The sequence below is a fragment of the Micromonospora sp. CNB394 genome (assembly GCF_000374985.1).
Classification (GTDB): domain Bacteria; phylum Actinomycetota; class Actinomycetes; order Mycobacteriales; family Micromonosporaceae; genus Micromonospora; species Micromonospora marina.
Window position 1 is genome coordinate 91263 of record NZ_KB895832.1, and the last position, 12984, is coordinate 104246.

The 12984-nt window shown below is 72.2% G+C and carries 11 protein-coding genes; 5 read left to right on the top strand and 6 right to left on the bottom strand.

The window, feature by feature from the left end; translation table 11 throughout:
• From C569_RS0112430 to C569_RS0112445, 4 genes are all read right to left on the bottom strand, one after another.
• The gene (locus C569_RS0112430) at nt 1–2046 is read right to left on the bottom strand and encodes an ABC transporter ATP-binding protein (protein ID WP_018786107.1); all 2046 of its coding nucleotides are present in this window, start codon (nt 2044–2046) and stop codon (nt 1–3) included.
• Nucleotides 2046–3779, bottom strand: coding sequence for an ABC transporter ATP-binding protein (locus C569_RS0112435; protein ID WP_018786108.1), 1734 nt, complete (start codon nt 3777–3779; stop codon nt 2046–2048). Before C569_RS0112435 ends, C569_RS0112430 begins: the two co-directional genes overlap by 1 nt.
• Nucleotides 3773–4294: a MarR family winged helix-turn-helix transcriptional regulator gene (locus tag C569_RS0112440; protein ID WP_018786109.1), complete on the bottom strand. Its 522-nt coding sequence runs from the start codon at nt 4292–4294 to the stop codon at nt 3773–3775. The genes C569_RS0112435 and C569_RS0112440 overlap by 7 nt, the downstream gene beginning before the upstream one ends.
• Nucleotides 4295–4397: 103 nt before the next feature.
• Nucleotides 4398–4841 (bottom strand): DoxX family membrane protein, encoded by a 444-nt coding sequence (locus tag C569_RS0112445; protein ID WP_018786110.1) that lies wholly within the window; start codon nt 4839–4841, stop codon nt 4398–4400.
• An 85-nt stretch (nt 4842–4926) separates the two neighbouring features.
• Between C569_RS0112445 and C569_RS0112450 the strand changes: the two genes are divergently transcribed.
• Nucleotides 4927–5466: a TetR/AcrR family transcriptional regulator gene (locus C569_RS0112450; protein WP_018786111.1), complete on the top strand. Its 540-nt coding sequence runs from the start codon at nt 4927–4929 to the stop codon at nt 5464–5466.
• Between the two features lie 15 nt (nt 5467–5481).
• Here the strand turns inward: C569_RS0112450 and C569_RS0112455 are convergent, their stop codons facing one another.
• The gene (locus tag C569_RS0112455; protein ID WP_018786112.1) at nt 5482–6921 is read right to left on the bottom strand and encodes a GuaB1 family IMP dehydrogenase-related protein; all 1440 of its coding nucleotides are present in this window, start codon (nt 6919–6921) and stop codon (nt 5482–5484) included.
• A gap of 125 nt (nt 6922–7046) precedes the next feature.
• Nucleotides 7047–8798 carry a biotin carboxylase N-terminal domain-containing protein gene (locus C569_RS0112460; protein ID WP_018786113.1) on the bottom strand — a complete coding sequence of 584 codons (1752 nt, stop codon included), beginning with the start codon at nt 8796–8798 and terminating at the stop codon, nt 7047–7049.
• Between the two features lie 132 nt (nt 8799–8930).
• Here C569_RS0112460 and C569_RS0112465 point away from each other — a divergent pair, with 132 nt between their 5' ends.
• The 4 genes from C569_RS0112465 (at nt 8931) to C569_RS30180 (ending at nt 12929) form a co-directional block, all read left to right on the top strand.
• Nucleotides 8931–9518, top strand: coding sequence for a helix-turn-helix transcriptional regulator (locus tag C569_RS0112465; RefSeq protein ID WP_018786114.1), 588 nt, complete (start codon nt 8931–8933; stop codon nt 9516–9518).
• Nucleotides 9519–9648: 130 nt separating this feature from the next.
• Nucleotides 9649–10608 (top strand): daunorubicin resistance protein DrrA family ABC transporter ATP-binding protein, encoded by a 960-nt coding sequence (locus tag C569_RS0112470; RefSeq protein WP_018786115.1) that lies wholly within the window; start codon nt 9649–9651, stop codon nt 10606–10608.
• Nucleotides 10609–10625: 17 nt separating this feature from the next.
• Entirely contained in the window at nt 10626–11381 is a 756-nt protein-coding gene (locus C569_RS0112475; RefSeq protein ID WP_013284036.1) for an ABC transporter permease, read from the top strand.
• Between the two features lie 171 nt (nt 11382–11552).
• Complete coding sequence (locus tag C569_RS30180; RefSeq protein WP_231394772.1) at nt 11553–12929, top strand: sugar MFS transporter; 1377 nt, start codon at nt 11553–11555, stop codon at nt 12927–12929.
• Nucleotides 12930–12984: the final 55 nt, after the last annotated feature.

Genomic DNA, 12984 nt, shown 5'->3' on the forward strand with positions numbered 1-12984 from the left:
TCAGTTCCCGACCGGCGTGCCGGCGCGCGTTCCCGGCGGGCCGGCCGGGGCGGGCGCCGGCACCTCGTCGGAGATCACCGCGCCGCTGAACTGCGCCCGGTAGAGCCGGGCGTACGCGCCTCCGGCGGCGACGAGCTGATCGTGGGTGCCCTGCTCGACGATCCTGCCCTGCTCCATCATCAGGATCAGGTCGGCGTCGCGGATGGTGGACAGCCGGTGCGCGATGACGAAACTCGTCCGGTCCGAGCGCAACGCCGCCATGGCCCGCTGGAGCAGCACCTCGGTCCGGGTGTCCACCGAGCTGGTCGCCTCGTCCAGGATCAGCAGCGACGGCTCGGCCAGGAACGCGCGGGCGATGGTGATGAGCTGCTTCTCCCCGGCGCTGACGTTGCTGCCCTCCTCGTCGATCACCGTGTCGTAGCCGTCCGGCAGGCTGCGGACGAACCGGTCCACGAACGTCGCCTGGGCGGCGGCGACGATCTCCTCCTCGGTGGCGTCCGGCCGGCCGTAGGCGATGTTGTCCCGGATGGTCCCGCCGAACAGCCAGGTGTCCTGGAGCACCATGCCGATCCGGCCGCGCAGGTCGTCGCGGCGCATCGTGGAGATGTCCACCCCGTCCAGTGTGATCCGCCCGGCGTCCAGCTCGTAGAACCGCATGACCAGGTTGACCAGTGTCGTCTTGCCGGCGCCGGTGGGACCGACGATGGCGACCGTGTGGCCCGGCTCGGCGACCAGCGACAGGTCGTCGATGAGCGGCTTCTCCGGGTCGTACCGGAACGACACGTGCTCGAACTCGACCCGCCCGTGCGGGTCGGCGACCCGGGCCGGCTCGGCCGGGTCGGGGCTCTGCTCGTCCGCGTCGAGCACGGCGAAGACCCGCTCGGCCGAGGCGACCCCGGACTGCAGCAGGTTGGCCATCGACGCGACCTGGGTGAGCGGCTGGGTGAACTGCCGCGAGTACTGGATGAACGCCTGCACGTCACCGAGGCTCATCGACCCCGACGCGACCCGCAGGCCGCCGACCACGGCGATCGCGACGTAGCTGAGGTTCCCGATGAAGAACATCGCCGGCATGATCAGCCCGGAGACGAACTGCGCGCCGAAGCCGGCCCGGAACAGCTCCTCGTTCTTGGCGTGGAAGGCGGCCTCGACCTCCCTCTGCCGGCCGAAGACCTTGACCAGCTCGTGCCCGGTGTACGCCTCCTCGATCTGGCCGTTCAGCTCACCGGTGTGCTTCCACTGGGCGATGAACTTGCCCTGCGACCGCTTGGCGACCTGGCCGGTGACCACCACCGACAGCGGCACCGCGACGAGCGCGACGACCGCCAGCAGCGGCGAGATCCAGAACATCATCCCGAGTACGCCGACGACGGTGAGCAGCGACGTGAGCAGCTGGCTCAGCGTCTGCTGGAGCGTCTGCGACACGTTGTCGATGTCGTTCGTGACGCGGCTGAGCAGCTCACCGCGGGGCTGCTTGTCGAAGTAGGGCAGCGGCAGCCGGTTGAGCTTGTCCTCCACGTCGGCGCGCAGCGTCAGCACGGTGCGCTGCACCACCCCGTTGAGCACCCAGCCCTGCGCCCACTGGAGCATGCTCGCGCCGACGTAGAGCACGACAGCGAACGCCAGCACCCGGCCCAGCGCGTCGAAGTCGATGCCGGTGCCCGGGATCACGTCCATCCGCGCCAGCATGTCGGCGAAGTTGCCGTTGCCCTCGGCGCGGGCCGCCTCCGCCGCCGCCTCGGTGGTGGTGCCCGGCGGCAGCTGCCGCCCGATCACCCCGCTGAAGATGATGTCGGTGGCGTGGCCGAGCACCTTCGGCCCGATGACGCTGAGCCCGACGCTGGCCAGGGCCAGCGCGAGCACGCCGGTGAGCTGGAGCCGGTACGGCCGCAGCCGCCCCAGCAGCCGGCGTGCCGACGGCCCGAAGTTCATCGCCTTCTCGGCCGGCATGCCCATGCTCATGAGCGGCGGGCCGCCGCCGGGACGCCGCCCGGCCGGTGGCAGCCGCGTCGGCTCGTTCTTCTGCTGCGGTACCGACGACGTCATCAGGCCGCCACCTCCGCCGTCTGCTGCGACGCCACGATCTCGGCGTACGTGGGGCAGCTCTCCAGCAGTTCCTCGTGTCGTCCCATGCCGACGACACCCCCGTCCTCGAGCACGATGATCTGGTCGGCGTCGACGATCGTGGAGACCCGCTGGGCCACGATCACCACCGCCGCGTCCGCGGTGACCGGCTTGAGGGCGGCCCGCAGCCGGGCGTCCGTGCCGAGGTCGAGCGCGGAGAAGGAGTCGTCGAACAGGTAGATCTCCGGCTTGCGGACGAGCGCGCGGGCGATGGCCAGGCGTTGCCGCTGGCCGCCGGAGACGTTCGTGCCGCCCTGCGCGATCGGCGCCTCCAGCCCGCCCGGCATCTCGGCGACGAAGTCGCGTGCCTGGGCGATCTCCAGCGCTGCCCACAGGTCCGCGTCGGTGGCGTCCGGGTTGCCGTAGCGCAGGTTGCTGGCGACGGTGCCGGTGAACAGGTACGGCCGCTGGGGCACCAGCCCGATCCGCCGCCACAACTCGTCCGGAGCCAGGTCCCGTACGTCCACGCCGTCGACCAGGACGGTGCCGGCGGTCGGGTCGACCAGCCGGGGGATGAGCGTCAGCAGCGTGGTCTTGCCGGCGCCGGTGGATCCGATGATCGCCGTGGTCCGGCCCGGCCCGGCGCGGAACGAGATGTCGTGCAGCACCGGGGCGCTCGCGCCCGGGTACTGGAACCCGGCGCCGTGTAGTTCCAGCTCACCCCGGCCGGTGACCTCGGTGACCGGGTCGGGCGACGGCACCACCGACGAGTCGGTGTCCAGCACCTCCTCGATGCGCTCGGCGCAGACCGCGGCCCGGGGCACCATCATCAGCATGAAGGTGGCCATCATGACCGCCATCAGGATCTGCATCAGGTACTGCAGGAACGCGGTGAGCGCGCCGACCTGGATCTGACCGGAGTCGACCCGCGCGGCGCCGAACCAGAGCACCGCGACGCTGGAGACGTTCAGCACCAGCATCACGATCGGGAAGATCAGCGCCTGGAGCCGCCCGATCCGCAGCGCGGTGGTGGTCAGGTCGGTGTTCGCCACCCGGAACCGGTCGGTCTCGTACGGCTCACGGACGAACGCCCGGACCACGCGGATGCCGGTGATCTGTTCGCGCAGCACCCGGTTGACGGTGTCGATCCGGGTCTGCATGAGCCGGAAGCCCGGCACCATCCGGCGGATGATCAGGCCCAGCGCGACGGCGAGCACCGGTACGCAGACCACCACGAGCCAGGAAAGCCCGACGTCCTCGCGCAGCGCCATCACCACGCCGCCGACGCTCATGATCGGCGCGGCCACGAGCATGGTGCAGCTCAGCAGCACCAGCATCTGCACCTGCTGGACGTCGTTGGTGTTGCGGGTGATCAGGGACGGCGCCCCGAACCGGGCGACCTCGCGGGCGGAGAAGGTGTTGACGCGCCGGAAGATCGAGCCACGTACGTCGCGGCCGAACGCCATCGCGGTCTTCGCGCCGAAGTACACGGCGGCGATCGAGCAGGCGATCTGGAGCAGGCTGACCAGCAGCATCCACCCGCCCGTACGGATGATCTGGTCGGTGTCGCCGACCGCGACGCCCCGATCGATGATGTCGGCGTTGAGGCTGGGCAGGTAGAGCGAGGCGATGGTGCCGACGAACTGGAACGCCACCACGGCGGCCAGCCATCGTCGGTACGGGTGCAGATGTGTGCGGAGCAGGCGGATCAACACGGATGGCTCCCCGTCGGCGGCTCGGTGTCGGACTCGCTGTCCCGGTTCAACCGACGGAGGTCCCCGTCGGACATGCGGGTGATGATTTCGATCAGGAACTCGCGGATCACCGCCCGGTTGGCCGGGTCGGCGTCGACCGACGTCAACGGCCGGCCGCTGTGGATCATGTCGATGATGGCGCGGGCGTGGTCGCCGCCCTTGTCGGTCAGGGTGAGCCGGACCGTGCGGCGGTCCTCCGGGGCGCGACGGCGGCTGACGAAGCCGTCGCGTTCGAGCGTGTCCACGATGCCGGTGAGCGTGGCGGGCCGGACGAAGCACAGCTCGGCCATTTCCCGGTGGCTCACGTCGCCGGAGCGGAGGAGGATCATCAGGACCCGCATGCCGGCGGACGTGAGCCCGTGGTGTTCGGCCAGGTATCGCCCCCAGTGCTGCTCGACGACGTGACCGGCGATCGAGATCAGCCGGCCGAGTGGTGCGTGGTGCAACGCGTCGGGGAAGCGGACGAGCGGGCCCATGTTCACGGGCGTCAGGTTAGCCCCCGAATCATCAGGGCCCAAACTATTTCTGAGAATCTCCTCAGCCACCCTCGGCGCGGACGCGCCGCCGGGCCGCGGCAGCTCATCCGCCGAGGGTCACCGCCAGCGCCGCGGCCACGAACACGACCTGGAGCACCGTACGCGCGCCGAGCGGCGTCACCGGGCGCCCGGCGAGCGTGAGGCGACGCCGCGCGGCTGACACGTTCGCCGGGAACATGGCGAGCGTCAGCAGTGCCAGCCCGGCTGCGGCCCAGCGCGCGGTGGCCGGGAACAGCAGGGCGAGCGCGCCGGCGAGTTCCAGCACTCCGGTCACGGTGACCAGCAGGCCGGGCCGGGGCAGCGACGGCGGGACCATCGCGATCAGGTCGCCCCGGCGGGACGCGAAGTGGGCCACGCCGGTCAGTGCGAACATCAGCGCCAGTCCGACCCGCAGCGCGGGGTGCCACCCGTCCAGGGCGTCCACGCCGAGCAGGCCGGCGGTCCGGGCCAGCGCGGCACCGGCGAGGAGTGCGATCAGGGGTGCCATGTGCCGATCCCTCCGACTGTCATCTTGTCGGTGACAAGATTGCGCGGCGCGTGCCATCTTGTCAATGGCAAGTTAGGGTGGCGGCATGGCCTCGTATCACCACGGCGACCTCCGTCGCGTCCTGCTCGGCACCGCGGCCGACGCGATCGCCGAGTCCGGGCCGGCCGCGCTGAGCCTGCGTGAACTGGCCCGGCGGGCCGGGGTCTCGCACGCCGCGCCCGCGCACCACTTCGGCGACAAGGCCGGGCTGCTCACCGCGTTCGCCACCCAGGGCTTCGACCTGCTCGCCGACGCGTTGCGGCAGGCCGGGGACGACCTGCTGGACACGGGCGTGGCCTACGTCGGGTTCGCGGTGCGGCACCGGGCACACTTCGACGTCATGTTCCGGCCCGAGCTGTACCGGGCCGGCGACCCCGAGCTGGCCGCCGCCCGCGCCCGGTCCGGCGAACTGTTGCGCGGCGGCGTGTCCCGGCACACCGGGCGGGAGCCGGACGCCGACGCGCTCGCGGCCTGGTCGATCGTGCACGGCTTCGCCACGCTCTGGCTCTCCGGCGCGCTGCCGCCCCGCCTGGGCGACGACCCGGAGGCCGCCGCCCGTACCGTGATCAGGCGGTTGTTCGACTGAGCCGGTGGGTCGGCGTCACCAGCTCGTCGGCAGCGGCATCCCCTCGGTGTACCCGGCGGCGCTCTGCACGCCGACGAGCGCCCGCTCGTGGAACTCCTCCAGGCTGCGCGCGCCCCCGTACGTGAACGCGCTGCGCACCCCCGAGATGATCTCGTCGATCAGGTCCTCGACGCCGGGCCGGTTCGGGTCCAGATACATCCGGGCCGAGGAGATGCCCTCCTCGAAGATCGCCTTCCGGGCCCTGTCGAACGCGCTGTCCTCGGCTGTACGGGCGCTCACCGCACGCGACGACGCCATGCCGAAGCTCTCCTTGTAGCGCCGCCCGTCGGCGTCCGTGTAGAGGTCGCCCGGGGACTCGTAGGTACCGGCGAACCAGGAGCCGATCATCACGTTCGAGGCGCCCGCCGCGAGCGCCAGCGCCACGTCCCGCGGATGCCGTACGCCGCCGTCGGCCCACACGTGCCGCCCCAGCGAACGGGCCGCCGCCGCGCAGTCGAGCACCGCGGAGAACTGCGGACGCCCCACGCCGGTCATCATCCGGGTGGTGCACATCGCACCCGGACCGACGCCCACCTTCACGATGTCCGCGCCCGCGTCGACCAGGTCGCGTACGCCTTCGGCGGTCACCACGTTCCCGGCCGCCACCGGCACCGGCGGGTCCAGCCGGCGGACCGCCCGCAGCGCCTGGAGCATCCGCTCCTGGTGCCCGTGCGCGGTGTCCACGACGAGCGTGTCCACCCCGGCCTCCAGCAGCGCGGCGGCCTTGCCGGTGACGTCGCCGTTGATGCCCACCGCGGCGGCGATCCGCAGCCGGCCCCGGTCGTCCACAGCGGGCTTGTAGAGCGTGGCGCGCAGCGCGCCCTGCCGGGTCAGCACCCCGACCAGGCGGCCGTCGCCGTCGACCACCGGCGCGATCCGCCGCCGGCCCGCCGACAGCCGGTCGAATCCGGTACGCGGGTCCGCGTCCGCCCCGACGGTGTGCAACTCGGTCGACATCACGTGCCGGAGCTGGGCGAACCGGTCCACGCCGACGGTGTCCGCCTCGGTCACCACGCCCATCGGCCGGCTGTCCGCGTCGACCACGACCACCGCGCCGTGCGAGCGCTTCGGCAGCAGGTGGATGGCGTCGCCGACGGTGTCGGTCGGGCCGAGCGTGATCGCCGTGTCGTGCACCAGGTGCCGCCGCTTGACCCAGCCGACCACGTCGGCGACGACCTCGATCGGGATGTCCTGCGGGATCACCGCCACCGCGCCGCGCCGGGCCACGGTCTCGGCCATCCGCCGGCCCGCGACGGCCGTCATGTTCGCCACCACCAGCGGGATCGTCGTGCCGGTCCCGTCGGTGGTGGCCAGGTCGACGTCGAGCCGGGAGCCCACCTCGGAACGGTTGGGCGCCATGAAGACGTCGTTGTAGGTCAGGTCGTGCGCGGGGACCGCGCCGTGAAGGAACCGCACCCGGCCATCATTCCCGCCCGGCGGCGCTCCCGCCCCCGGTGGTGGCTCAGACCACCCGGCCCCGCGCTGTCAAGAAGGGGCCCCTTCTCTACCGCACGCGTTAACAAGGGGCCCTTCCTTGCACCTCAGGCGATGGTGCAGATCGCCGCGCCGGCGGTGATCACCGCGCCGACCTCGGCCGCGAGCCCGCTCACCGTGCCGGCCTTGTGCGCGTGCAGCGGCTGCTCCATCTTCATCGCCTCCAGCACCACGACCAGGTCGCCCTCGGCCACCTGGTCGCCGTCGGCGACGGTGATCTTCACGATCGTGCCCTGCATCGGCGAGGTGAGCGTGTCACCGCTGACCGCGGCACCCGCCTTGCCCCCGCCACCCCGGCGGGCCGGCTTCTTCGCGGCGGGCGCGGCTGCCGCCGTACCCGCGCCGAGCCCGGCGGGGAGGACGACCTCCAGCCGCTTGCCGCCCACCTCGACCACGACCGTCTCGCGCCCGGCCGGTTCGTCGGCGGGGCCGGCGGCGGCGGTGAAGGCCGGGACGGTGTTGTCCCACTCGGTCTCGATCCACCGGGTGTGCACGGTGAACGGCTCGGCGGTGAACGCCTCGTCGCGGATCACCAGGCGGTGGAAGGGCAGCGCGGTGGCCATGCCGTCGATCACCATCTCGTCGAGCGCCCGGCGGGCCCGCTCCAGCGCCTCGGTCCGCGTCTCGCCGACGATGATCACCTTGGCCAGCAGCGAGTCGAAGTTGCCGCCGATCACGTCCCCGGCCGAGATGCCGGTGTCCACCCGCACGCCCGGCCCGGAGGGCAGGCGCAGGGCGGTGACGGTGCCCGGGGCGGGCAGGAAGTTACGGCCCGGATCCTCGCCGTTGATCCGGAACTCGATGGCGTGCCCGCGCGGCGTCGGGTCCTCGGTGAAGCGCAGCTTCTCCCCGTCGGCGATGCGGAACTGCTCGCGCACCAGGTCGATGCCGGCGGTCTCCTCGGTCACCGGGTGCTCGACCTGGAGCCGGGTGTTGACCTCCAGGAACGAGATCGTGCCGTCCGCGCCGACCAGGTATTCGACGGTCCCGGCGCCGTGATAGCCGGCCTCGCGGCAGATGGCCTTGGCGCTGTCGTGAATCTGGGCGCGCTGGGCGTCGGTGAGGAACGGCGCGGGCGCCTCCTCGACCAGCTTCTGGTGGCGGCGCTGCAACGAGCAGTCCCGGGTGCCCACCACGATCACGTTGCCGTGCTGGTCGGCCAGCACCTGCGCCTCCACGTGGCGCGGCTTGTCCAGGTAGCGCTCGACGAAGCACTCGCCCCGGCCGAACGCGGCGACCGCCTCGCGGGTGGCCGACTCGAACAGGTGCGGGATCTCCTCCATGGTGCGGGCGACCTTCAGGCCGCGCCCGCCACCGCCGAAGGCGGCCTTGATGGCGACCGGCAGGCCGTGGTCGACGGCGAACGCCATCACCTCGTCCGCGTTGCCCACCGGGTCCGGGGTGCCGGGCACCAGCGGCGCGCCGGCGCGCTGCGCGATGTGCCGGGCGGTCACCTTGTCGCCCAGGTCGCGGATCGCCTGCGGGGTGGGGCCGATCCAGGTCAGCCCGGCGTCGATGACGGCCTGGGCGAAGTCGGCGTTCTCGGAGAGGAAGCCGTAGCCGGGGTGCACCGCGTCCGCGCCGGCGCGGGCCGCCACGTCGATCAGCTTGTCGATGCGCAGGTAGCTGTCGGCGGCGGTGTCGCCGCCGAGCGCGTACGCCTCGTCGGCGAGCGTGGCGTGCAGGGCGTCCCGGTCGGAGTCCGCGTAGACGGCGACGCTGGCCAGCCCGGCGTCGCGGCAGGCGCGGATGACGCGGACGGCGATCTCGCCGCGGTTGGCGATGAGAACCTTGCGCACCTTGTGGCTCCTCCCGGGAGGTCGTTGCCGGGAGTTTAGCGGCCGAGCTGCGGAGCCTAACGATCGCTCAGTGTGGGATGCGGCACTGTAGTCAAACTTGGTTATTACGCTTGCCCCGTGTCGGCGACGCGGATGATGATTCTCGGCCTGGTCAGGTGGATGCAGCCGGTGCACGGCTACGACGTGCGCCGCGAACTGCTCAGTTGGAGCGCGGACAAGTGGGCGAACGTGCAGCCCGGCTCGATCTACCACGCGCTGCGCAAGCTCACCGACGAGGGCCTGCTGCGGACCGTCTCGGTGGAGCAGGTGGGCGCCCGCCCGGCGCGCACCACGTACGAGGTGACGGCGAAGGGGGAGGGCGAGTTCGAGACGCTGCTGCGGGCCCAGTGGTGGCAGGTCCAGGAGCCGCCTGATCCGTTCGTCGCGGCGTTCTCGTTCCTGCCGGCGATGCCGCGCGAGGAGGCCGCGGCGGCGCTGCGCAACCGGGCGAACCTGCTCCGGGCCGGGGTCGAGTCGATGCGTGCCTCGCTCGACTCGGACTGGGTACGCACCCGCAAGCCGGTGCACGTCGGGTGGATGTTCGAGCTGTGGCTGGCCCGGGCCGAGGCGGAGACGGCCTGGTGCGAGCGGATCGCGGAGCGGATCGAGTCGGGAGTGTCGTACCTGTCCGATGGGATGGAGCGTGCCGAGGGCTGGTCGGGCTGGACCGACGGCACCTGATGACACGACATAATCAAAGTTGACCAAAAACGCTATATCGCGTTAGCCTCAGCGGGAATCGCGGGGGATTCGTGCGTCCTCGCGGACGATCGGCGGCCGCTCAGGTCCGCCCGGACGACCAGGAGCAGAAATGATCGAGACCAGGGGGTTGCGGAAGTCGTACCGCTCCCGCGCGGGTCGCGAGACGAAGACAGTCGACGCGGTCCGCGGCGTCGACCTCGACGTCGCAGCGGGGGAGATCTTCGGTTTCCTCGGGCCCAACGGCGCCGGCAAGACCACCACGCTGCGGATGCTGGCCACCCTCATCGAGCCGGACGGCGGCGAGGCCACGGTGGCCGGTGCCGACCTGCGCAAGAACCCGGCCGAGGTGCGCCGCCGGATCGGCTACGTGGCCCAGGGCGGCAGCACCTGGGACGAGTCGAGCGCCCGCGAGGAGTTGGTGCTCCAGGCCCGCCTCTACGGCATCGGCAAGGCCGAGGCGCACCGCCGCGCCGAGCGCGCGCTCGAAGCCTTCCAGCTCGCCGAGTACGCCGACCGCAAGACCAAGACCTACTCCGGCGGGCAGCGCCGGCGCGTCGAGATCGCCCTCGGCATCATCCACGAGCCGAAGATCGTCTTCCTGGACGAGCCGACCACCGGCCTCGACCCGCAGAGCCGCGCGCACATGTGGGACGAGATCCGCCGGCTGCGTACCGAGGGGATGACCGTCTTCATCACCACGCACTACCTGGACGAGGCGGACGCGCTCTGCGACCGCATCGCGATCATGGACCACGGCGAGGTCGTCGCCGAGGGCACACCGGCCGAGCTGAAGCGGGAGATCTCCGGCGAAGTGGTGATCGTCGGCCTGGACGCCGCCACCACCCCGCGCGCCGCCGAGCTGTTCGACACCGAGGCGTACGTGAGCAAGCTGGAGACCGTCGACGAGGGCGGCCTGCGCCTCTACGTCGACGAGGGCGCCACCGCCATCCCGCAGGTGCTGCGCCGCCTTGACCACGCCGGGCTGGACCTGCGCTCGATCGAGCTGCACCGCCCCAGCCTCGACGACGTCTTCCTCACCAAGACCGGCCGCTCGCTGCGCGAGTCCTGACCCCCGGAGAAGCTGTCATGAAACTCGCCCGCGACACCTGGCTGATCTTCCAGCGTCAGACGCAACTGCTGCTGCGCAACCCGGTATGGATCTTCGTCGGCGTCTTCCAGCCGGTGATGTACCTGCTCCTGTTCGCCCCGCTGCTCAAGCCGGCGCTGAACGCACCCACGCAGGCCGCCGCATACAAGATCTTCGTGCCCGGCCTGCTCGTGCTGCTGGCCATCTTCGGCGGCCTGTTCCAGGGCTTCGGCCTGATCGCCGAACTGCGCGCCGGCGTGATCGAACGCTCCCGGGTCACCCCGGTCAGCCGGCTCGCCCTGCTGCTCGGCCGCTCGCTGCGCGACGTCGTCTCGCTGATCGCGCAGGCGATCATCATCACCCTGCTGGCGCTCGCGTTCGACCTGCGCGTGTTCATCGGCAACCTGCTCCTGGCGTACCTGATGCTCGCCCTCATCGCGCTGATGACCTCGGCCGTCTCCTACGGCATCGCACTCAAGGTCAAGAGCGAGGACGCGCTCGCCCCGCTGATGAACACCGTCGCGCAGCCGGTACTGCTGCTCTCCGGCATCCTGCTGCCGCTCACCTTCGCCCCGGGCTGGCTCCAGGGCGTGGCCAAGTGGAACCCGTTCTCCTGGGCGGTCGAGGGCACCCGCGCGCTGTTCAACGGCGACCTCGGCAACGACCGCGTCTGGCAGGGCCTCGGCATCATCGCGGTGCTCGCCGCCGCGGGCGTGTTCTGGGCCGCCCGCCAGTTCGCCCGCAGCGTTCGTTGAAGGAGGGGCCCCCTTTTAACGCCTCCGGTAGAGGAGGGGGCCCCGCTTAACACCCCACGAGAGCTGGCTCTCACTCACGGCGGGGCACCGCCCGGGCGCGCGTAGCGTAAGGCCCGTGCCCCGCCTCACCCGTGACCGGATCACCTGGCTGACCTACGCCCAGCTCGGCCTGTGGGGCTTCTTCCTCTACGGGTTCGGCCCGGTCGTGCCCTGCTCCGCGACGAGCAGGGCACCAGCGCCGCCGTCGCCGGCCTGCACAGCACCGGCATCGCTGTGGGCGCGCTCGCCGGCGGCGCGCTGTTCGCCCCGGTCGCCCGCCGCCTCGGCCGCGGCCCGGCCATCTGGCTCGGCCTAGCCGGCGTCGCCGCCGGTGTCTCAACGCTCGGCCTGCTCCGCCCGCTGCCGGCCACGCTCGCCGCCGTCGCTGTCGTCGCCACCTTCGGCATGATGGTCGTCAGCGGCGTCAGCGTGGTGCTCACCGCCCGGCACGGACCCGCCGCCCCCGCCGCGCTCACCGAGGCCAACGCGGCCTGCGCCGGCATGGGCATCCTGGCGCCGCTGACCATCGGCGCCACCGTCGACGCGGGTCTCGGCTGGCGACCGCTGATGGCCGTCGAGGTCGGCCTGATCACGCTCGTCGCCCTCGCGGCGCTGACCTTCCGGGTACGCGTGCCGCGACGCGGCCCCGCTGGCGCGGCTGCCGGTGCGCCGATCCCCGTCGCCGCCTCCACCCGGGTTCCCACCGTCCCCGCTTCCGGGGTCGCCGTGCCCGCTCCCGCCGTGCCCGCTCCCGCCGTGCCCGCTCCTGCCGTGCCTGCTCCTGCCGTCCCCGCTCCTGCCGTGCCTGCTCCTGCCGTCCCCGCTTCGGTCGTTCCGGCCTCCGGTGCCGCCGAAGCCGCCGTGCCCGCTCAGTCCGTCCCGGCTTCGGCAGTTCCCGCCTCCGGCGTGCCCGTTTCCTCCGACTCGGGTGCGGCGGGGCGGCTGCCGCGTGCGTACTGGATCGCCTGGGTCCTGATGTCCGTCACCGGCTCGATCGAGGTGTGCCTGTCGTTGTGGACCGCCGACGTGCTGCGGACCCACGCCGGGTTGAGCGCGGGCGGGGCGTCGGCGGCGGTCGCCGCGATCGTCTGCGGCATGTTCGCCGGGCGGATCGCCGGTGGCCGGGCCGCGCTGCGCTGGGCGCCGGTGCCGCTGCTGCTCGGCGCGCTCACCGTCTCGGCGGCCGGGTTCGCGCTGTTCTGGGGCAGTATGGTCGGCTGGCTCGCGGTCATCGGGCTGGTCGTGCTCGGGCTCGGCAACGCGCTGCACTACCCGCTGGCGATCTCGATCGCGCTCGCCGTCGCCGGTCCGGCCGCGGACAAGGCGGCGGGCTGGTCTGCGTACTCGATGGGTGTGGGTTTCGGGATCGCGCCGGTGGCGCTCGGGTGGGTGGCCGACGGCGTCGGCCCGCACCCGGCGTTCCTGCTGCTGCCCGCGTTCATCGCGGTCGCGGTGCTGCTCACGGTGCGGCTGGGCCGCGCCCTGCGTGCGCCGGGCCGCGCGGCTTGATCGACTCCACTACGGCGAGGTGGCGGCTTCCGGCGACCAGGGATACCGCCACCAC

Excerpts from the sequence above, each read along its gene's own strand:
- C569_RS0112430 (WP_018786107.1), bottom strand. The coding sequence starts at position 2,046 with ATGACGTCGTCGGTACCGCAGCAGAAGAACGAGCCGACGCGGCTGCCA.
- C569_RS0112450 (WP_018786111.1), top strand. The coding sequence starts at position 4,927 with ATGGCCTCGTATCACCACGGCGACCTCCGTCGCGTCCTGCTCGGCACC.
- C569_RS0112465 (WP_018786114.1), top strand. The coding sequence starts at position 8,931 with ATGATGATTCTCGGCCTGGTCAGGTGGATGCAGCCGGTGCACGGCTAC.
- C569_RS0112470 (WP_018786115.1), top strand. The coding sequence starts at position 9,649 with ATGATCGAGACCAGGGGGTTGCGGAAGTCGTACCGCTCCCGCGCGGGT.
- C569_RS0112440 (WP_018786109.1), bottom strand. The coding sequence starts at position 4,294 with ATGGGCCCGCTCGTCCGCTTCCCCGACGCGTTGCACCACGCACCACTC.
- C569_RS0112445 (WP_018786110.1), bottom strand. The coding sequence starts at position 4,841 with ATGGCACCCCTGATCGCACTCCTCGCCGGTGCCGCGCTGGCCCGGACC.
- C569_RS0112475 (WP_013284036.1), top strand. The coding sequence starts at position 10,626 with ATGAAACTCGCCCGCGACACCTGGCTGATCTTCCAGCGTCAGACGCAA.